This is a genomic window from Martinezella miluonensis, from assembly GCF_900094545.1.
Classification (GTDB): domain Bacteria; phylum Pseudomonadota; class Alphaproteobacteria; order Rhizobiales; family Rhizobiaceae; genus Rhizobium; species Rhizobium miluonense.
In genome coordinates this window covers 16,017-36,419 of record NZ_FMAH01000042.1, presented here as the reverse complement: position 1 = coordinate 36,419, position 20,403 = coordinate 16,017, and the positions used below count along the sequence as shown (strand labels likewise).

The following is a 20,403-nucleotide window of genomic DNA, read 5'->3' as shown; positions in this document are numbered from 1 at the left end:
ATCACTATGCTCGCCAACTCTCTCATCGAACTCGACCGCGCACATCTCATCCATCCGGTTTCATCCTATCGCGGCCATGAAAAGCTGGGCGTGCGGGTATTGAGATCCGCAAAGGGCGCGACCGTCACCGATGCATCCGGTCACCAGCTCGTCGATGGATTTGCCGGGCTCTGGTGCGTCAATGCCGGCTATGGGCATGAGAGCATCGTCGAGGCGGCCGCCCGCCAGATGCGCGAACTGCCCTATGCGACCGGCTATTTCGATCTCGGCTGCGAAGTCGCCATTCGTCTCGCTGCCGAGCTTGCCGACCGCGCCCCTGGCGATCTCAATCATGTCTTCTTCACGCTCGGTGGATCAGATGCGGTCGACAGCACAGTGCGTTTTGTACGCTACTACTGGCATGCCAAGGGCAAGCCGGAGCGCGACCAGTTCATTTCGATCGAGCAAGGCTATCACGGCTCCTCGACCGTCGGGGCCGGCCTCACTGCGTTGCCCGGATTTCATGCAGGCTTCGGCGTCCCCTTCGATTGGCAGCATAAGATCCCCTCGCCTTACCCATATCGAAACCCAGTTGGTACCGATGCGGATGCGATTATTGCCGCATCCGTCGCCGATCTAAAAGCGAAGATCGAGGCTATTGGCGCGGACCGAGTGGCGGCATTTTATGCCGAGCCGATCCAGGGATCCGGCGGTGTGATCGTGCCGCCGAAAGGCTGGATCAAGGCGATCCGCAATCTCTGCAGCCAATATGACATTCTCTTCATCGCCGACGAAGTGATAACGGGCTTTGGGCGGACGGGACCGCTATTTGCCTGCACGCATGACGAAATCGTGCCGGATTTCATGACTACCGCCAAGGGCCTGACCTCCGGCTATGTGCCTATGGGCGCTGTGTTCATGTCCGATCGCGTCTATGATGTCATCGCCGACGGCGCCGGAAATGCAGCGGTCGGCCATGGCTACACCTATTCTGCCCATCCCGTCAGTGCAGCGGTCGGGCTCGAGGTGCTGAAGCTCTATGAGGGCGGTCTATTGCAAAACGGCATCAAGGCAGGCACGCGTCTGATGGCGGGGTTGGAAAGCCTGCGTGATCACCCACTGGTCGGCGACGTCCGTGGTCGGGGACTGCTGGCCGCAGTGGAACTCGTCGTCGACAAAGCCAAGAAGACACCACTGCCAAGTAACGCCGCACCGGCACGCCGGATTTTCGACCGGGCCTGGGACAACGGCCTTGTCATCCGCGCATTCGCCCAAGGCGTGCTTGGATATGCGCCGCCGCTTTGCTGCACGGACGACGACATCGACGCCATCCTGGAGCGCACTCGCAAGACCCTCGACCAGACCCTGGAGGATCCGGACGTTCGAGAAGCCATGCGTTGATGTGATAATTGCCATTCTCCATCGGCGAAATGTCGGACAGACCCGGAAATTCGAAATTTTGTGCCGCAGCATACCATTGATTCGGCGACTCCGCCGCTCAGGAACTGCCAAACTGCCTCCCAGAACGGCTGAAACCGGCTTTTCCGGGCCTTGGCAGGAAGAATTCCGCCCCTTGGGCCAGAATTTTATGCTGCAAGCGATTTGTCCGCGAGCAGATCATGAAGGAGAGCATGACTTGGCCAGAGACTTTCAAGATTTCAAGTATCTTACCTTCGACGTCGTCGGTACGCTCATCGACTTCGAGGGTGGCATAAAGGCCTGCCTTGCCGAGATTGCGACAGAGAGCGGTATCGCCATCGATGGCGAGGAAGCGCTGAGGCTCTATCGCCAGGCGCGCTACAGCGAAGATGCGGATCTCTTTCCGGACGATCTCGCACGGGTCTATATGGTCATCGCGCCCGCACTTGGCCTGCCGCCGGAAGATCGATACGCACAGCGGCTGCGCGATTCCGTGGCAAGCTGGAAAGCGTTTGACGACAGTGCGGCAGCACTCGCCGAGCTTGCCAAGACTCATCGCCTCGTTGCGATGACCAATGCCCGCCGCTGGGCGCTCGATCATTTCGAAAAGAAACTGGGCTCGCCGTTCTTTGCGACCTTTACCGCCGACGATACCGGCACGGAAAAGCCGGATCCCGCCTTCTTCGAACAGGTATTCGAATTCGTTGCCGGCGAAGGGGCGAGCAAGAACGATATTCTTCATGTTGCTCAAAGCCAGTATCACGATATCGGTATTTCGCGAAAGCTTGGCCTGACCAATTGCTGGATCGAGCGCCGTCATGCCCAGAACGGTTATGGCGGGACGATAGAACCCGACACATTCACTCAACCCGACTACCACTTTAAGTCGATGGCGGCCTTCGCTTGCGCCGTCAGGGAAAGGCCAACCGAAAGACAGTGACCCAACCCGGGAAAGCTCGCGGTCAAGACGGGCATCCCATCAATCAATCAACAGAAAAAGGGGAATTAGATGACTGACAAAATTGCAAACTGGACCGCTGCTGACGATGCGATGGTGGAGAACGCCATCAGGCGCGGCGCAACGCGGCGCGATCTCCTGAAGCTGATGCTGGCAGGAGGCGTGGCGGTATCATCGGCGGGCATTATTCTCGGCCGGGCTTCCCAGGCCGTTGCGGCCACGCCGGTCTCAGGCGGAGCTTTCAAGGCGGCCGGCTGGTCGTCCTCGACGGCTGACACACTGGACCCCGCAAAAGCGTCGCTGTCCACCGACTATGTGCGCTGCTGTTCGCTCTACAATCGCCTGACCTTCATCGACAAGGCCGGCGTGACACAAATGGAGCTTGCCGAGAGCATCGAGAGCAAGGATGCCAAGACCTGGACGGTCAAGCTGCGCAAGGGCGTGACATTCCATGACGGCAAGGCGCTGACAGCCGACGACGTGGTCTTTTCCCTTAAACGCCATCTCGATCCAGGGGTCGGCTCGAAAGTCGCCAAGATTGCAGCACAGATGACCGGCTTCAAGGCTGTCGACAAGTCGACGGTCGAGATCACCCTGGCCGACCCGAATGCCGACCTGCCGACCATTCTGGCCCTACATCACTTCATGATCGTTGCCAACGGCACGACGGACTTCTCGAAGGGCAACGGGACCGGAGCTTTCGTTCTTGAGACCTTCGACCCCGGCAATCGCTCGATCGTAGTGAAGAACAAGAACTACTGGAAGTCTGGCCAACCCTATCTCGACTCCTTCGAGTTCTTTGCGATCAGCGATGACAATGCCCGCGTGAATGCCTTGCTTTCCGGCGACATTCATCTTGCTGCGGCGATCAATCCGCGTGCCATGAAGCTCATCGACGGTCAGTCGGGCTTTGCATTGTCGAAGACGACGAGCGGCAATTATACCAATCTCAACATGCGCCTCGACATGGCTCCGGGGAACAAGAAAGATTTCGTCGACGGGATGAAGTCACTTGTCAATCGCGAGCAGATCGTCAAGTCAGCCTTGCGTGGCCTTGGCGAAGTCGCCAATGATCAGCCCGTTTCTCCGGCCAACATCTATCACAACAACGATCTGAAGCCGAAAACCTTCGACCCCGACAAGGCGAAATTCCACTTCCAGAAGGCGGGCGTGCTCGGGCAGTCTATTCCGGTCATAGCGTCCGACGCAGCGACCTCGTCGATCGACATGGCCATGATCATCCAAGCCGCCGGCGCCGACATCGGCATGAAGCTCGATGTCCAGCGTGTTCCCTCCGATGGCTATTGGGATAATTACTGGCTGAAGGCGCCGATCCATTTCGGTAACATCAATCCGCGCCCGACGCCCGACATTCTGTTTTCGCTGCTTTACGCCTCGAACGCTCCGTGGAACGAGAGCCAGTACAAATCCGAAAAATTCGACAGGATGCTTGTCGAGGCCCGTGGCTTGCTGGATCAAGCCAAGCGCAAGCAAATCTATGGCGAAATGCAGACGATGATTGCCGAAGAGGCAGGTACTATCATCCCTGCCTACATCTCGAATGTGGATGCCATTTCGAGCAAGGTGAACGGATTGGAAGCCAACCCGCTCGGTGGCATGATGGGTTATGCAATGGCGGAGTATCTCTGGCTCCAGGCCTGACGGCTGTGGAACCTCCCCGGGCGGCACAAGCCGCTCGGGGACTTCCGTCCCGCGAACGCCATTCGTTTCGTAGACCGCCGCAGGAGTATTCGTTTGAGATCCGAGGTTTCCATTCTTGTCCTAAACCGGCTCTTCATCGCGATCATCACCTTGCTGATCGTGTCGTTCGCCGTCTTTTTTGCAACGAGTATGCTGCCAGGAGACACCGCCTCCATTCTGCTCGGTCAGGCGGCCACGCCCGAGGCGGTTGCAGGCCTGCGCAAGGCCATGCATCTCGACGAGCCTGCGATTCTGCGGTTCATGGCTTGGCTTTTGGGACTGGTGAAGGGTGACCTTGGAACATCCTATGCCAACAACATGCCCGTTGCGCAGCTGATCGGTGGTCGCCTGGTGGCGACGCTGGAGCTTGCCGCCATCACGACGCTCGTTTCGGTCCCACTTGCACTGCTACTCGGCATTACCTCAGCCATGCTCCGTGGCTCCTACTACGATCGCATTGTCACGATCATTTCGATCGGCGTCATATCGGTGCCCGAGTTCATGGTTGCAACGCTTGCCGTGCTCGTGTTCGCCGTCTATCTGCGCTGGCTGCCTGCACTCTCCTCCATTAATGAAGCGCATACATTCTTCGACCTCCTGAAGATCTATGCCATGCCGGTCATTACGCTCACCTTCGTCATCTCGGCGCAGATGATCCGCATGACCCGAGCGGCCTTGATCGAAACGCTAAAGACGCCCTATGTGGAAATGGCCCTGCTCAAGGGCGCCTCGCGCGGCCGAATGGTGTTTATGCATGCATTGCCCAACGCCCTTGGTCCGATCGTCAATGCGATCGCGCTTTCGCTCTCCTACCTCGTCGGCGGCGTCATCATCGTCGAGACTATCTTCAACTACCCGGGTGTCGCCAAGCTGATGGTCGACGCCGTCGCAACCCGAGACCTGCCACTCATCCAAAGCTGTGCGATGATTTTTTGCCTTGGTTATCTCTTGCTGATCACCGCTGCCGACATCGTTGCTATCCTGTCAAATCCGAGGCTGCGATGACCACGAAAAGCCTGCTTCGCCACGCTCCGTCCATGTTCGGCTACAACGTCAGCCCTGTTGGCGTCTTTGCCTTTGCCATCATCCTCGGCTGGACGATCGTCGCCCTGTTCGCACCCTATATGATCCCCTATTCCGTCGGTGAAATCGTCGATACGGACTATTTCGGCCCCATGAGCCATCAATTGTGGCTCGGCTCGGACTATCTCGGCCGCGACATGCTTTCGCGCGTGATGATGGGTGCCCGCTACACCGTGGGCATTTCGCTTGCAGCTGTCGCACTTTGCTGCTTTTGCGGCGTGACGCTCGGCATGATCGCTGCGGTTATCGGCGGATGGTTTGACATAATCCTGAGCCGGTTTCTCGACGCCCTGAACTCGATCCCGAGCAAGCTTTTTGGCCTCGTGGTCGTTGCTGCCGTCGGATCGTCCATTCCGGTGCTGATCATCACCCTCGCCGTCATCTACACGCCGGGTGCTTACCGCTTTGCCCGCGCGCTCGCCGTCAACATCAATACGATGGATTTCATCACAGTTGCGCGCACCCGCGGTGAGCGGGTCGGCTATATTATCTCCTCTGAAATCCTGCCGAACATTATCCGACCGGTCCTGGCCGACTTTGGGCTGCGCTTCGTGTTTGTTGTGCTCCTGCTATCAGGCCTTTCCTTCCTCGGCCTTGGCCTGCAGCCGCCCTATGCCGACTGGGGCGCTCTGGTTCGCGAAAATATCGGCGGACTGCCCTTCGCAGCACCTGCCGTGATCGTACCCTCCTTTGCCATCGCCAGCCTCACCATCAGCGTCAACCTGCTGATCGACAACCTGCCGCGCAGGATCAGAGACAGGAGCGCGTGACAATGGCCAACCTCGTTGAAATCAAAAATCTGAAGGTCGAAGCCACGACTGACTCCGGCCGCGTGGTGGAAATCATCAAGGACGTCAGTTTCGATATCGCCAAGGGAGAAATCGTCGCGCTGATCGGCGAAAGCGGCTCGGGCAAGACGACGATAGCGTTGACTCTCATGGGGCATGCACGAGAGGGTTGCCGCATATCCGGCGGCAAGGTCCATGTCGACGGGCAGGACATGGCCGCTCTGTCGGAAAGCGAACGCTCAAAGGTCCGCGGCACCACAGTTGCCTATATTCCGCAAAGCGCGGCTGCGGCCTTTAATCCGGCCTCGAAGATCATGGAGCAGGTCATCGAGGTCACCCGCATTCACAGACTGATGTCGCCGGAGCAAGCACGCCGGCGCGCGATCGAACTTTTCCGGGCGCTGTCGCTGCCGAGCCCGGAAACGATCGGCGAACGATATCCACATCAGGTCTCCGGCGGCCAGCTGCAGCGATTGGCTGCCGCCATGGCCCTGATCGGCGAACCAAAGCTGATTATTTTTGACGAACCGACCACCGCGCTCGACGTGACGACGCAGATCGACGTACTGAAGGCGTTCAAGTCCGTCATCCGCGCTGGCGATATTGCCGGTGTTTACGTTTCGCACGATCTAGCGGTCGTGGCGCAGATCGCCGACCGCATTGCCGTGCTTAAGGGCGGCGAAATCCAGGAATTGGCGTCCACCGAAGCGATCCTTACGCGACCGAGCCATCCCTATACGCGCGAGCTACTGGCGGCCTTCGAACCGAAACAAGCGTTCCGTAGAGGGAGTATCGCAGGGTCGATCGCACCCATGCTGAGGATCGACGGCCTGGTTGCGGGCTATGGTGATATGCAGGCCAATGGCCTGCCGGCAGTCTGTGCAGTTCAATCCGTCAGCCTTGAAGTGGAGAAGGGCAGGAATCTCGGCATCATCGGCGAATCCGGATGCGGAAAGTCGACGCTGGCTCGTGCAATCGCAGGCATTCTGCCCGCCGTATCAGGCACCATCGGCTTCAATGGCAGCGACATGAATCGCGCCGCAAAGTTGCGCTCGCGCGACCAACTGCGTGAGATGCAGATTGTCTTTCAATATGCCGACACGGCGCTCAACCCGGCAAAGTCCGTCGGCGATATTCTCGAGCGGCCGCTGGTCTTCTACCATGGCATGGGCAGCAAGGCTCGAGAGGCCAGGGTCGACGAACTGCTTGACATGGTGCGATTGCCGCGCGCGCTTCGCTATCGCTATCCGTCGGAACTGTCCGGCGGACAGAAGCAGCGCGTGAATTTTGCCCGCGCGCTGGCAGCAGAACCGCGCCTGATCATCTGTGATGAAATCACCTCTGCTCTCGACACCGTTGTCGCAGCGGCAATCATCGAGCTCTTGAAGGAACTGCAGCGTGAGCTGCATTTGTCTTACATCTTCATCAGCCATGATCTCTCGGTCGTCGAGGCAATTTGCGACGAAATCGTCGTGATGTATGGCGGCCGGAAGGTGGAGCAAATCACACGCGAATCCGCCAATGCGCCCCGCCACCCCTATTCGCAACTGCTGTTCCAGTCCGTTCCGAAACTCGATCCGAAATGGCTCGACAGTCTTGTTCAGGACCCGGAACTCAAGCGTGAATACGGCCATGGCTAACCGATGACATGACCTCGGATGCCGATCACATGGGAAACAGGCTGGTCAACGGCATGTGCGCCTTGACGATCGGCGACTTGAGCACGACGAAGCTGAAGTACTTGTCGATCCCAATATCCATATCGGTCAGCCGTTCCATAATGGTCTGATACTCACCGATCCCGGCGGTGACAAATTTGATGAGATAGTCGTAGCCGCCGGAAACGAGATGGCACTCGATCACTTGATCAATTTTCTCGACCACGTTTAGGAAGCGAGCAAAATCGATCTGCCTGTGGTTCTTGAGGGTGATCTCGGTAAAGACGGTTAGTGTTTGACCGAGTTTTGCGAGGTTGATCTGGGCGGAATAGCCTTCGATGTATCCTTCAGCCTGGAGGCGCTTGACGCGCATGAGGCATGGACTAGGAGAAAGAGCCACAAGCTCGGCCAGCTCGACATTGGTGATGCGGCCATTTCTCTGAAGCTCGTAGAGGATTTTGATATCGATCCGATCCAGTTTCATGAGTGAGGTCCGCCGTTGAGAAAGTGCCGGGAAAAGGCGGCACAAAATGCTGTTACCAAGTGGCGTTGAGGGTAGCACATCGCCTGAACATGTCTATGCGGAAGACAAATCTCCATTGAAGCACAATAGTTTATAGACCGTATCGGGTACGGCATAAAATTCGGCGGTCCGGTGATCTCCAGCAACGTTTGGCCGAACAATGGGTTAGGGTTGGGTAGAATTTGGAGGTCACGCATGCCTGCACCGCTTTGTCTCATCGAAAGCTCGCCGATATTGCCGAAGTCAGCCGACACGGTGGTGATCGGCGGCGGTATTGTCGGTGTTTTCGCAGCATATTATCTCGCAAGATCGGGCCTACGCGTTGCCCTTGTCGAGAAAGGCCTGATCGGTGCGGAACAATCCAGCCGCAACTGGGGTTGGTGCCGGCAGCAAAATCGCGATGCCCGAGAACTGCCGATGGCGACGAAGAGCCTCGATCTGTGGGAGAGATTTGCCGGCGATACCGGCGAAAACGCGGGCTTCCGGCGTTGCGGGTTATTCTATCTCAGCAATGACGAACAGGAGATCGCCGGTTGGGCGCGCTGGCACGACTTTGCCCAGACGGTTGATGTCACCACCCATATGCTCGACGGCGCCACCGCAACCGAGCGCGGCCGAGCAACGGGGCGTGTGTGGAAGGGAGGCGTCTTCTCGCCAACCGATGGAATAGCCGATCCGGCCAATGCGGCGCCTGCGGTGGCGCGCGCGATTGTGAAGCTCGGCAGCACCGTTCATCAGAATTGTGCCGCCCGCGGCCTGGAAACAGAGGGCGGGCGCGTCAGCGGTGTGGTCACCGAGAGCGGCGTGATCCGCACCAAGACGGTGATCCTTGCCGGTGGCGCTTGGGCATCATCTTTCTGCCGGCAATTGGGGATCCGCTTTCCCCAGGCTTCCATTCGCTCCTCGATCCTGGCGGTCTCCTCTGGCGCCGAGGGGCTGCCGGATACATTGCACACCAGCGGTGTATCGATTACCCGCCGCGGCGACGGTGGGTATACGCTCGCCATCAGCGGCCGCGGTCGGGTCGACCTGACAGCCCAACAATTGCGGTTCTCGTCGCAATTCATTCCGATGTTCCTCAAGCGACGAAAAAGCCTATCGCCCGGTGGGCTCGAAGGCTTCCGCTCCGGACATGAATCGTTGAAACATTGGCGGCTCGACCGGCCGACGCCAATGGAACATATGCGCATTCTCGATCCGAGGCCGGATCGCGCTACGATCGAACTGACGCACGCAAGGGCAGTTGAACTTCTGCCGGAGCTTCGCAAGACCGAGATCACGGCCGCTTGGGCAGGCTATATCGACAGCACACCGGATGGTGTTCCCGGCATTGGCGAAATCCCGACGCTCCCTGGCTTTATTCTCGCCGCCGGATTTTCCGGTCACGGTTTTGGGATCGGACCCGGGGCCGGCCATTTAATTGCCGATATGGTGACCGGCGCGGAACCCATCGTCGATCCGCTGCCTTATCATCCAAGTCGGTTTGCGTCATCCGTTTGGGGGAAAGTCGCGGATTTCTGATGGGAAAGAAGAGCCCCATTTCCTGAGTCCCTCACTATGCATGCACTGCAAGCTCAGCGCTGTGCAAAGCAAACAGATCCCCCAGCGAAAGCACCAATAGCCGGTTCGGAAATGGGTTTCGAAAGAGGTTGACCCGTTATTCTTCCCAGATACCGGCCTATCGAGGTCAACAATTGGCTCAGTGCGATACGAAGCCGACGATACCCTTGATCTCGGTAAATTCATGCAGGCCAAACTTCCCATACTCCCGACCATTGCCGGATTGCTTGTATCCTCCAAATGGCGCGGCGCCATCCCATGCCGATTGATTAAGACGAACAGTGCCGGCTCGAAGCCTGCAAGCGACCGACCGCGCCTCCAGGGGGTCGCCCTGAATGTAAGCGGCGAGTCCATAGGGCGTATCGTTGGCAATTGCCACCGCCTCGTCCTCGTTTTGATAGCCGATAATCGACAGCACGGGACCGAAGATTTCTTCGCGCGCAACCGTCATCGAATTTGTCACGCGAGCAAAAACGGTTGGGCGCACGTAGTAACCTATGTTGAGATGTGAGGGGCGCCCGATACCGCCGGCGACAAGTTCAGCTCCTTCCGCGATACCTGCCGCGATCAGCGCCTGGATTTTTGCGAATTGGGCCGCGCTTGCCACCGGCCCCAGGTCGGTGTGAGTATCCGAAGGGGGACCGACAACAAGCATGGCCGCTTCTCTCGCGGCTATTGAACTTGCTTCATCCATTCGCTCGGCTGGCACGAGCATTCGCGTCGGCGCATTGCACGACTGCCCGGAATTGCCAAAGCACCGGCGCACGCCTGCGCTGATGGATGCGGCGAAATCGGCGCTCCGTAAGATGATGTTTGGCGACTTGCCGCCGAGTTCCTGATGCACCCGCTTGACCGTCGGTGCAGCTGCCTGCGCGACGGCGATGCCGGCACGCGTTGAGCCCGTGAAGGACACCATGTCAACATCCGGATGGCTGGCGAGTATCGTTCCGACGGTTGGACCGTCACCTTGGACCAGATTGAAGACTCCTGCCGGTACGCCAGCTTCAGCCATGATCTCAGCAAAGACGATTGCGTTGAACGGAGCGATCTCTGAGGGTTTGAGCACCATCGTGCAGCCGGTCGCGAGTGCCGCTGCGACCTTGCACGCGATCTGGTTGATCGGCCAGTTCCAAGGCGTGATCATTGCTACCACGCCAACCGGTTCGTGCACGATGCGAGTCGAGCCTTGCATGTATTCGAAGGCGAATGTTTCGCAGGCCTTGATCGTTTGCTCGAAATGAATAGCGCCGAGGGCAGCTTGTTCAGCCCGGGCCATGGCAAGCGGCGCTCCCATTTCGTGAGATATGACGTCGCCAATCTCGTCGTTACGACGCTTGAGGATTGCCAGAATTCGCTTCAAAAGCGCCAAGCGTTCTTCCTTCGTCGTCTGAGAGAAAGAAACAAAGGCGCTACGCGCAGCTGCGATTGCCTTATGGGCGTCTGCGGCACAGCCCATCGCAATCGCTCCTATCGGCTGCTCGGTGGACGGGTCGATGACCTCGCGAGTGGTTGAGAGCGTAGGGTCGATCCAGTTTCCACCGATATAGAACTTATGCGCATGTTTCACAGCTTTCTCCGTCGGTTGGCCGCGCTGTTTACCGTTTCGGTGATGCTCTCGGCGAGGTTCCCCAATCCTATTGCCCGGACGGTTCTCCAATGCGGGGGCGCTGACGTCGGTTCTGGCCTATCGATCTACCGCAAGATAGCTCATAGGGATCGTCCTCTGATTTCGTCTGCCTGCCGATGGTACGCGGCTCCATTCAGCGCAATCTGCCTATGTTGTACCGTAAGGCAGAACTTCATTGCGAATGTCCACCGTGTTGTGAAGGTCCGAAGTCGTTCAAAGCGAGCAGGCTCAATGACCGTCGGCGCCGTGTCACTACGTGGTCAACGGCAACTCATAGATTCGTTTCAGGGTTCCCATCGGGACGTCAGTCTTCATGTTCAATGCGCTCGGGATATGCGTGAAATGGTCGGCCGTGACAATGCGCGCGACAGCATCATGCTCTCTCGTTGTCAGATAACATTCCATGGCTTCGGAAAACCGCCCTACAGCCTCAGCAAATTGCAGAGTGATTTGTGCATCCTGTGTCTTGAACCAGACGCGAGCAAACACCGTGAGGCCTGCGCCCACAGCGCAACAATATGAACGCCGTCGTTGCAGCCCCGCAGCATTCGGCCTGGCCGTCGGGAATTTAGAGCAAAACGCAGCTTCCCGGCCTAGACGTTCGCCGTCGCGCCGAGATCAGCAGCGACATTTTTGAAGATCTTTGCGGGCTGGCCAAATTGCCGCCCGTCGCCTTGATCAGATGTCGAAAGCGCTCGGCAATATTACGACGTCGCGGATCGTCACATTGCGCGGCCGCGTCAACATGAAGATGACCGCATCCGCGACCTCTTTAGGCTCAATCAACGCTCCCGCCTCCTTTGCCTTTCGCAGGTTCTCTTCGGGCCAGTCTGCAAGGAGGGCACTGACAACAGGTCCAGGGGATACAGAACCAACCCTGATGCCGTTCTTGAGAAGCTGGCGCCGCATCGTCTGTACGAAGCAGTGCATCGCCCATTTGGAAGGGGAATAGACCGGCTCCCAAGGAACCGGGGAATGGCCCGCTACCGAGCTCGTCACGACAATGTCGCCAGTGCCCCGCTCGATCATATGGGGGATTACCGTTCGGACGTTTTTTATCACGACGTTGACATTTAGATTGAGCATTCGATCGATCGCATCGAGATCTGCGTCGACAAGATCCCCACCGATGTAGGTGCCGGCATTTGCGTGGAAGATATCGAGGTGGCCCACCTTTGAGAGCACTCCTTCGAGCAGAGAAGCGCAGCTTGCCGGATCCAGCAAATCGATGACGAGCGGGATCGCGCCTTGTCCAAGACGCTCACGAGCGATGTCCAGCGCCTTCTGATCCCGATCGATCATTACAACTTTCGCGCCTGCTGCGATCAACGCTTCGGTCGACGCCAGGCCAATCCCAGATGCCGCCCCCGTAACGGCAGCGATTTTACCTTCGAGCTCGTGCATGCGGTCTCCTTCCCAGATCCGAACCTATCCAAGGTCGCATACGGGCAGATATTTTACGAGTGTTTCGACGGCTTTCTTCGATATTCCCTGCCAACGGTCAGCTACCCCGCGCCCCGGAATGCCGCGGATTTCGATCGTGTCGGATCACAAAGTCGTATCTTGCGAAAAAGGTGTGAGAGCCTATCTTCCGCTCAATTTCATGCGGAGGAAATTTCATGAAGAAACGTATTTTATTTACCGGCGGAAGCGGCAAGGCGGGACGTCATGCTGTGCCCTGGCTGGTCAACGCCGGCTATGAGGTTCACAACATCGACTTGGTGCCGCTGAACAGCCCTGGCGTCACCAATCTGCAGGCCGATGTCACCGATGCCGGGCAAGTCTATAATGTCCTGACTATGCATCGCGACTTTCCGGATCTCGATCACGGCAAAGGCACGCAGCCTTTCGACGCCGTCGTGCATTTCGCCGCCATACCGCGCATTTTGATCAAACCTGACAACGAGACATTTCGCATCAATACGATGAGTACCTATAATGTCATCGAGGCGGCTGCGAAGCTTGGCGTGAAAAAGATCATTATCGCCTCCAGCGAGACGACTTATGGCGTCTGCTTCGCCGAGGGCCATCGTGATTTTCATCAGTTCCCACTCGAAGAGGACTACGACGTTAATCCGATGGATTCCTATGGCCTGTCGAAGGTCGTGAACGAGAAGACGGCGCGCGCCTTTGCAGAACGCTTCGGCATCGATATCTATGCGCTACGCATCGGCAACGTCATAGAGCCACATGAGTATGAGCGCTTCCCCGAATATTTCGCCAATAGCGAAATCCGCAAGCGGATTGCCTGGAGTTATATCGACGCTCGCGACCTTGGCCAGATCGTCTACCTCTGCATCGAAAAGAGCGGCCTGGGCTTTCAGGTGTTCAATGCTGCGAATGACACCGTGTCAGCCAATACGCCATCGCGCGAGCTTGCCGCCAGGCATTTTCCCAACGTCCCGTTCACGCGCGAGATCGGGGAGTATGAAGGCCTCTTGTCCAACCGCAAGATTCGCGGGGTGCTGGATTTCAAGGAAGAGCACAATTGGCGGCGCTATGTGAACGTCTAATAAGGATGCCTCAATAAGATTGCCGGACGAGGCAGCAAGCGGCTCCTAATAGGTCGCTCCTGGAAGACTCGCTTTCTCTCGTCACCTGAATCCAAAGTTCGGTTCATTGGTTTCTGACAGAAGCGAGGATTTCATCGGCGGATTGAAAGATCAGATCAATCCTTCAGTGAAGGCCGAGGAACTGCTTGAGTTCCGGCGTCTGCGGATTGGCAAAGACTTCGCCGGGTGGGCCGATTTCGTGCACCCGGCCCTGATGCATAAAGACGACACGGGAGCAGACGTCGCGGGCGAATTTCATCTCATGCGTTACCATCAGCAGCGTCATGCCTTCGCTTGCCAGTTCGCGGACAACGGCGAGAACCTCTGCCACCAGTTCCGGGTCAAGGGCCGAGGTGATCTCGTCGCAGAGAAGCGCGATTGGCTGCATGGCGAGCGCTCTTGCGATGGCGACGCGTTGCTGCTGACCGCCGGAGAGCTCATCCGGATAGGCGTCGAACTTGTGCCCAAGGCCGACGCGGTCGAGCATTCGCCGCGCCATGGCCTCGGCTTCGGCCCTGGCTATCTTCTTGACGACCATCTGCGAGAGCATGACGTTGCGTCCCGCGCTCAAATGCGGGAAGAGATTGAATTGCTGGAAGATCATGCCGACCTTCAGCCGGAGCGCCTTCAGGTGCAGGTCGTCAGGCAGGAGTTGCGCGCCTGCGACCGAGATCGAGCCGTCATTTATCGTCTCCAGCCCGTTGATGCAGCGCAGAAGCGTCGACTTTCCCGAGCCGCTCTTGCCGATAATCGCGATCACTTCGCCTGGTTCGACATCGAGGTTGATGCCTTTCAGCACCTCGTTGGTGCCAAAGCTCTTGCGGACTTCAGTGACCTCGATGAGCGACATTGAGCTTCCTTTCCAGAATCTGGCTGCTTTTCGACAGCGGCCAGCACAGGGCAAAATAGATGAGCGCGACGAAGCCATAGACGGTAAATGGCTGGAAGGTCGCATTGGTGATGATGGTGCCGGCCTTCGACAGCTCCACGAAGCCGATGATGGACGTGAGCGCGGTGCCTTTGACGACCTGCACGGAGAAGCCGACCGTCGGCGGCACCGCGATGCGCAGTGCCTGCGGCAGGATGACGTAGCGCATCTGCTGGATATAGCCCATGCCGAGGCTGGCTGAGGCCTCCCACTGGCCCTTGGCGACGGCCTCGACGCAGCCGCGCCAGATTTCGGTGAGGAAGGCGGCCGACCAGAGGGTGAGCGCGACACCGGCGGCCAGCCACGCCGGCACGTCGATGCCGAACAAGCCCAGCCCGAAGAATGCGAGGAAAAGCTGCATCAGCAGCGGCGTGCCCTGAAACAGCTCGACGAAATATCTGACGGCGACGCGGCCGGCCTTGCGTTTGCCGATGCGCAGGAACAGCAGGATGGCGCCGGCGATCGCGCCGCCTGCAAAGGAGACCAGCGACAGAAGTATCGTCCAGCGCGTGGCCAGCAGCAGGCCGCGGAGAACATCCCATGTGGTGAATTGGATCATCGGCGGGCCCTGCGTGGAAAGATCAATGCGCCCACGCCCGCAAGCGTCTGCCGGAGCAGGATCGCGAGCACCAGATAGATCGCCGTGGACACGAAATAGGCTTCGAAGGCACGGAACGAGCGGGACTGGATGAAGTTTGCCGCGAAGGTGAGATCCTCTGCGGCGATCTGCGAGACAACCGAGGAGCCGAGCATGACGATGACGACCTGCGACGACAGCGCCGGCCAGATGCGTTGCAGGGATGGGATGAGGACGACATGGCGGAAGGTCTCGAATGGCGTCATCGCGAGGCTCGCGCCGGCCTCGAACTGGCCGCGCGGCGTTGCCTGTATGCCGGCGCGGATGATCTCGCAGCTATAGGCGCCGAGATTGATGATCATGGCGAGATTGGCCGCCGTCATCTCATTCATCTGGACGCCGATGCCGGGCAGGCCGAAGAAGATGAAGAAGAGCTGGATCAGGAACGGCGTGTTGCGGATCAGCTCGACATAGGTGGCGACAAGGGGCTTGAGCCTGCGCGGGCCGAGCGCACGCACCCAGGCGCAGGCGATGCCGAGGATAATGCCGAGCACGGCGCCGATCAGGGTCAGCTCGAGCGTGACGAGGACGCCCTTGATCAGGACCGGGTAATATTCGGCGAGCCAGCCGAAGTCGAAATGATAGCGCATGGGAAGATGCCTCGCTCGGACAGACTGCGCCGCCAAGCTGGCGGTGCGTCCGTCGTGCGTTGATCAGAAGCCGGCAGGAAGGTCGGCGCCGAGCCACTTCTGCGAGATCTTGTTCAGCGTCCCATCGGCCTTGGCGGCGGCGATGATCTCATCGACCTTCTTCTGCAAGGCCGGCTCGCTCTTGTTGAGGCCGATATAGCAGGGCGAGTTGGTGATGAGGAATTTCATCTCGGGCTTTTTCGGCGGGTTCTTGGCAAGGATCGCCGCGGCGACGACGTTGCCGGTGGCGATCAGCTGCACCTGGCCCGAGAGGAAGGCCGAAATGGTGCCGTTATTATCTTCGTAGCGCTTGATCGTCGCGTCCTGCGGTGCGACCTTCGTCAGAGCGAGGTCCTCGATCGCACCGCGGGTGACGCCGATCGTCTTGCCGGAAAGATCCTCCGGCTTGGCAGCGGCAGCGTCGGCAGGACCGAAGATCCCGTTGAAGAAGGGTGCATAGGCGTCGGAGAAATCGATAACGGCCTGGCGCTCGGCGTTCTTGCCGAGGCTCGAAATCACCAGATCGACCTTGTTCGTCTGCAGGTAGGGAATTCGGTTGGCGCTGGTGACCGGCACAAGCTCCGTCTTCACGCCAAGCTTTTCGCCGATCAGATTGGCCATGTCGATGTCATAGCCCATTGGTGCCATATCCGTACCGACGCTGCCGAAGGGCGGAAAATCCTGCGGAACGGCGACGCGGAGCGTACCGCGCGATGCTATATCGCTCAGGGCATCCGCCCTTACTGCTTGCGGGGCGGAAAGCGATCCCATCGCGAATATCGCGATGCCGAGTGCCATGAGCAATTGTCTGCGCTTCATCAAATGTCCTTCCAATCAGGCTATGTACGCTGAAGGACAAAGCAAGACCTGGGCCAATCGACTGAATGCCGCCGTCAACCGTACTGTGATCCGGACAGATCGCTCATCTCCGGCCGATCGGTGATTGAATATTGCTCAAGAATTGGGCGCGGTGCTGTCACATAAACCAGGTGTCAGTGAATTGTGTCGATTTAGGCCCGGAGCAATGCGCTGAGCCGGATGCTGCGCCGCACGAATTCCTATGTCGTTTCCCGCACGAATAGGTCAGTCATACTGTACTGTTTTGTTGCCCGCGCGAAGTTGCGATGCGGCGTCGGTTAATTGCCTCCAAGCTAGACCAACGCTACGCCCTGTAGATCACAGTCGATGGCACCGGCGCCGGCCATGCTCATTCTAACTTTTATGCCACCCAGATCGGCGGTGGGCACTTTATGGTCTCCCGCACCGCGACATCGAAATCGCGGCTGGACTTCCTGTCGTTGCTACACGGCAATTATCGGGATTACGTTCTCAACGACGCGGCGTGCGATTATTTGGAGGGCCTCAATGCCGACTGAGGTCTTACTGCCACACTGCGCGCATTCGAGCCGCAAGGCTTCTGTAATGAGGTGCCGTTTTGGGAGCATCTCTCCGGCAAGGGTATTGCGCCGTCGCCCCACGCGGCGGAAACCAACTCGCCCGTCTGCCGGTCAACGCTAACGGTGATATCATTGCCGTCGTTGTCCGTTCCGTCGACAATGAACCGGTCTCTCTTGCGGTCGATATTTTCGACCTCCTGCAAGCCCTCATGCCGGGCTATTCGAACAGCCTGGCGCTGGCTGAGCCTATGTCCATGTCCGCAGGAGGTCGTGGTGGCAGATCCCTATTCGGATCCACAAGACGCACGCCGCCAGGTCCTATTTCGATGGCCTGTGAAAACGATGGCGTCGCATATACAGCCATAACAGCTGCCATGGCCACAACAGTAAGGCTTTCAACAAGTCGACCGTCCAAGCGCTATTGACGCCTCCGGTCACATTTTTCGTTGTGACCAGAGGCAAATTGGCCCGATCCCTATGCAGCTTTCAGCATGCGCCGCTCAGTAGCGATAGTAGCGGTGATGAGGGTGGTGGCGATGGTGCTTGTACCAGCCGTAGTGATGGCCGCGCCAGTAATGGCTCCGGTAGCTGCGATGCGATCTCCAGTGGTGATGCCGGTGATGTCGATAGCCATGCCAATGGCGGCGGTGATGATAACGGACCGTCTGAACGGATGACTGGACCTCCGGCTTGGCCATATTCATCATCGGCGCAGCGGATGCAGAACCCGCACCGATCAACAGACCGATACCGAGTAGCGCGGCAAGCAGATTTCTAAAGATTTTCATAGTGAACCTCCGTCATTGTCATCATCCTGAAACCGGACGGCTGAACAGGGGATGAATAATTTTCAGTCGGCCGCGCAACTTGTGGGCAGTTCAATCGCCTCGGTCGCCGACCACCTCGACATAACAGGCGAGGAATTCGAGAGCACCAACACCAAGGCGCCCGTCTATGCCTTTTCGCCAAGAGCCCACGCGGCGGGCATATCGAGATCGGCGGCATCTGGAAAAAGCGGAACCAGAATAGCGGCGACTATTTCACCCTCAGCGTCAACACAGGCCACGCCAGGCTCAACGCCAATCTCGGCCGCGATCCTGGCCAGGACGACGATGACCTGATGGCCATCATCCCCTGGGACTGATCCCAACAAGCGCAGTATCCCGGCCCTCGGCTGAGGTACCGCGGGCAACAGTAGCCTTCGGCTTGACCCTTGGGCCGACCGGAACTTAATGAGAATCCCTAAGAGACATGCAGGAACTGTCTCCGAACGGAAACCGTCATAGTGTGGGAGATGACAACTTGCCGCAAAATCCCATTAATCTCAGATGAATTACTACAGCCGATAAAAACAAAGCAGTTTTGTGAGTTTATCCCGTCGGATATCCTTCAGCACACCGAACCCTCGTCGCCGGATTTTGTTGCATGGCGAAACTCAGCGGCGAGACTAACCTATGTCCAGACACATGTATTTTAGCTCAACATAATCTTCCATGCCGTATTTGGAGCCTTCGCGGCCCTGGCCGGACTGCTTGATCCCGCCGAAGGGGGCGACTTCGGTGGAAATCAAGCCGGTATTGATACCGACCATGCCATATTCGAGCGCTTCAGCTACGCGGAAGACTTTCGACAGATCCCGGGAATAGAAGTAGGATGCAAGGCCAAACTCGGTGTTGTTGGCCATGGAGATAACCTCGTCCTCCGTCTCGAACCTGAAGAGCGGTGCGACGGGACCGAACGTCTCCACGCCCGCTACTTTCATCTCCGTTGTGACCCCGGTCAGGATCGTCGGCTGGAAGAACAGGCCGCCGCGTTCGCTTGGTTTGCCGCCAAGTATCACGGTAGCCCCCTTCGACAAGGCGTCTTCGATGTGCTCCTCAACCTTGACTAGCGCTTTTTGCGAGATCAGCGGCCCGGCTGCGACACCCTCCTCAAATCCATCGCCGATCTTGAGGGCGCGAACCTTCTCGGCAAGCTTTTCGGCGAAGGCATCATAGACGCCGGCCTGAACATAAAGCCGGTTGGCGCAGACGCAGGTTTGGCCATTGTTGCGGTATTTCGAGACCATGGCACCTTCGACGGCAGCATCAAGATCGGCATCATCGAAAACGATAAACGGAGCGTTGCCACCGAGCTCCAGGCCCAGTTTCATGATCTGCTCAGCACCTTGGCGCATGAGGATCTTTCCGACATTGGTCGAGCCGGTAAAGGTCAGCTTGCGTACTTTGTCATTCTCAGTGAACGCCTTGCCGACCGCGGAGGACTCTGTCGAAGTAATAATGCTGAAGACGCCCGCGGGAATGCCGGCGCGTTCGGCAAGTAGCGCAAACGACAAGGCCGAAAGCGGTGTCTCCGCCGCCGGTTTTGCCACCATCGCACAGCCAGCGGCAATCGCTGGGGCGAACTTACGCGCCAACATGGCGTTTGGGAAATTCCAGGGCGTAATGGCAGCAACGACGCCGACCGGCTGCTTGATGACGATGATGCGTTTGTCGGCCTGATGGCCGGGAATGGTATCGCCGTAGACTCGCTTCGCCTCCTCGCCGAACCATTCGACATAGGATGCACCATAAAGAATTTCGCCCCTCGCTTCGGCAAGCGGCTTGCCCATTTCCGTCGTCAGGATCGTCGCCAGATCGTCGGCATTGGCAATCATCAGCTCGAACAGATTGCGCAGGATGGCGGCGCGCTCCTTGCCAGTCTTCTTCGCCCATTGCTTCTGCGCTCCATGGGCTGCTTCGATGGCGCGATCGACCTCGACCCTGTTCATGTCGGGCAAAACGGCGATCGTCTCCCCGGTCGAAGGGTTAAATACGTCGAAGGTCTTGGCTGCCTCGCTTGCCGCGACCCACTTGCCGCCGATAAGCGCTTTGTCGATGAGCAGCGAAGGGTCCTTCAGCCGACCACGGAGGGATTCAGAAAGGGTCATTGGTAACATCCTCACGGATTCAAAAAGGCGCGATC

The 20,403-nt window shown here is 58.2% G+C and carries 18 protein-coding genes and 1 pseudogene; 8 read left to right on the top strand and 11 right to left on the bottom strand.

Annotated elements, in window-relative coordinates; genetic code table 11:
• The first annotated feature begins 6 nt into the window (after positions 1–6).
• The 6 genes from GA0061102_RS26050 to GA0061102_RS26025 all read left to right on the top strand — a co-directional run bounded on the left by GA0061102_RS26050 (position 7) and on the right by GA0061102_RS26025 (position 7,568).
• On the top strand, positions 7–1,380 hold the full coding sequence (locus tag GA0061102_RS26050; protein WP_092854591.1) for an aspartate aminotransferase family protein: 1,374 nt from the start codon (positions 7–9) through the stop codon (positions 1,378–1,380).
• A 235-nt stretch (positions 1,381–1,615) separates the two neighbouring features.
• Positions 1,616–2,338, top strand: a complete 723-nt coding sequence (locus GA0061102_RS26045) for an HAD-IA family hydrolase (RefSeq protein WP_092854589.1) — start codon at positions 1,616–1,618, stop codon at positions 2,336–2,338.
• A gap of 69 nt (positions 2,339–2,407) precedes the next feature.
• Positions 2,408–4,018 (top strand): ABC transporter substrate-binding protein, encoded by a 1,611-nt coding sequence (locus GA0061102_RS26040; protein WP_092854587.1) that lies wholly within the window; start codon positions 2,408–2,410, stop codon positions 4,016–4,018.
• 93 nt (positions 4,019–4,111) lie between these two features.
• The gene (locus tag GA0061102_RS26035; protein WP_092854585.1) at positions 4,112–5,062 is read left to right on the top strand and encodes an ABC transporter permease; all 951 of its coding nucleotides are present in this window, start codon (positions 4,112–4,114) and stop codon (positions 5,060–5,062) included.
• A complete protein-coding gene (locus tag GA0061102_RS26030; RefSeq protein WP_092854583.1) occupies positions 5,059–5,910 on the top strand; it encodes an ABC transporter permease in 852 nt (283 codons plus the stop codon). The genes GA0061102_RS26035 and GA0061102_RS26030 overlap by 4 nt, the downstream gene beginning before the upstream one ends.
• Before the next feature lie 2 nt (positions 5,911–5,912).
• Positions 5,913–7,568 (top strand): ABC transporter ATP-binding protein, encoded by a 1,656-nt coding sequence (locus tag GA0061102_RS26025; protein WP_092854581.1) that lies wholly within the window; start codon positions 5,913–5,915, stop codon positions 7,566–7,568.
• Between the two features lie 25 nt (positions 7,569–7,593).
• On the opposite strand, the gene GA0061102_RS26020 is transcribed toward GA0061102_RS26025, so the two are convergent.
• Positions 7,594–8,070: an Lrp/AsnC family transcriptional regulator gene (locus GA0061102_RS26020; RefSeq protein WP_092854579.1), complete on the bottom strand. Its 477-nt coding sequence runs from the start codon at positions 8,068–8,070 to the stop codon at positions 7,594–7,596.
• Between the two features lie 234 nt (positions 8,071–8,304).
• On the opposite strand from GA0061102_RS26020, the gene GA0061102_RS26015 reads away from it, so the two are divergent.
• Entirely contained in the window at positions 8,305–9,630 is a 1,326-nt protein-coding gene (locus GA0061102_RS26015) for an NAD(P)/FAD-dependent oxidoreductase (protein WP_092854577.1), read from the top strand.
• Positions 9,631–9,808: 178 nt separating this feature from the next.
• On the opposite strand, the gene GA0061102_RS26010 is transcribed toward GA0061102_RS26015, so the two are convergent.
• From GA0061102_RS26010 to GA0061102_RS26000, 3 genes and pseudogenes are all read right to left on the bottom strand, one after another.
• Positions 9,809–11,236 carry an aldehyde dehydrogenase family protein gene (locus GA0061102_RS26010; RefSeq protein ID WP_092854575.1) on the bottom strand — a complete coding sequence of 476 codons (1,428 nt, stop codon included), beginning with the start codon at positions 11,234–11,236 and terminating at the stop codon, positions 9,809–9,811.
• A 312-nt stretch (positions 11,237–11,548) separates the two neighbouring features.
• Positions 11,549–11,803 (bottom strand): annotated as a pseudogene (locus tag GA0061102_RS33685) (Lrp/AsnC family transcriptional regulator); the annotation flags it as partial.
• Positions 11,804–11,974: 171 nt separating this feature from the next.
• Entirely contained in the window at positions 11,975–12,700 is a 726-nt protein-coding gene (locus GA0061102_RS26000) for an SDR family oxidoreductase (RefSeq protein WP_092854573.1), read from the bottom strand.
• Between the two features lie 215 nt (positions 12,701–12,915).
• Between GA0061102_RS26000 and GA0061102_RS25995 the strand changes: the two genes are divergently transcribed.
• Positions 12,916–13,809, top strand: a complete 894-nt coding sequence (locus GA0061102_RS25995; RefSeq protein ID WP_092854571.1) for an NAD-dependent epimerase/dehydratase family protein — start codon at positions 12,916–12,918, stop codon at positions 13,807–13,809.
• Between the two features lie 163 nt (positions 13,810–13,972).
• Here GA0061102_RS25995 and GA0061102_RS25990 read toward each other — a convergent pair whose 3' ends face one another.
• The 7 genes from GA0061102_RS25990 to GA0061102_RS25955 all read right to left on the bottom strand — a co-directional run bounded on the left by GA0061102_RS25990 (position 13,973) and on the right by GA0061102_RS25955 (position 20,368).
• Positions 13,973–14,698, bottom strand: coding sequence for an amino acid ABC transporter ATP-binding protein (locus tag GA0061102_RS25990; protein ID WP_092854569.1), 726 nt, complete (start codon positions 14,696–14,698; stop codon positions 13,973–13,975).
• The gene (locus GA0061102_RS25985) at positions 14,676–15,335 is read right to left on the bottom strand and encodes an amino acid ABC transporter permease (RefSeq protein WP_092854567.1); all 660 of its coding nucleotides are present in this window, start codon (positions 15,333–15,335) and stop codon (positions 14,676–14,678) included. Before GA0061102_RS25985 ends, GA0061102_RS25990 begins: the two co-directional genes overlap by 23 nt.
• Positions 15,332–16,003, bottom strand: coding sequence for an amino acid ABC transporter permease (locus tag GA0061102_RS25980; RefSeq protein ID WP_092854565.1), 672 nt, complete (start codon positions 16,001–16,003; stop codon positions 15,332–15,334). Before GA0061102_RS25980 ends, GA0061102_RS25985 begins: the two co-directional genes overlap by 4 nt.
• Before the next feature lie 63 nt (positions 16,004–16,066).
• Entirely contained in the window at positions 16,067–16,840 is a 774-nt protein-coding gene (locus GA0061102_RS25975) for a transporter substrate-binding domain-containing protein (RefSeq protein WP_245298142.1), read from the bottom strand.
• 1,099 nt (positions 16,841–17,939) lie between these two features.
• Entirely contained in the window at positions 17,940–18,227 is a 288-nt protein-coding gene (locus tag GA0061102_RS25965; RefSeq protein WP_092854561.1) for a hypothetical protein, read from the bottom strand.
• A gap of 164 nt (positions 18,228–18,391) precedes the next feature.
• Positions 18,392–18,592, bottom strand: coding sequence for a hypothetical protein (locus GA0061102_RS33995; RefSeq protein ID WP_159432211.1), 201 nt, complete (start codon positions 18,590–18,592; stop codon positions 18,392–18,394).
• A gap of 294 nt (positions 18,593–18,886) precedes the next feature.
• Positions 18,887–20,368, bottom strand: a complete 1,482-nt coding sequence (locus GA0061102_RS25955) for an NAD-dependent succinate-semialdehyde dehydrogenase (RefSeq protein WP_092854559.1) — start codon at positions 20,366–20,368, stop codon at positions 18,887–18,889.
• Positions 20,369–20,403: the final 35 nt, after the last annotated feature.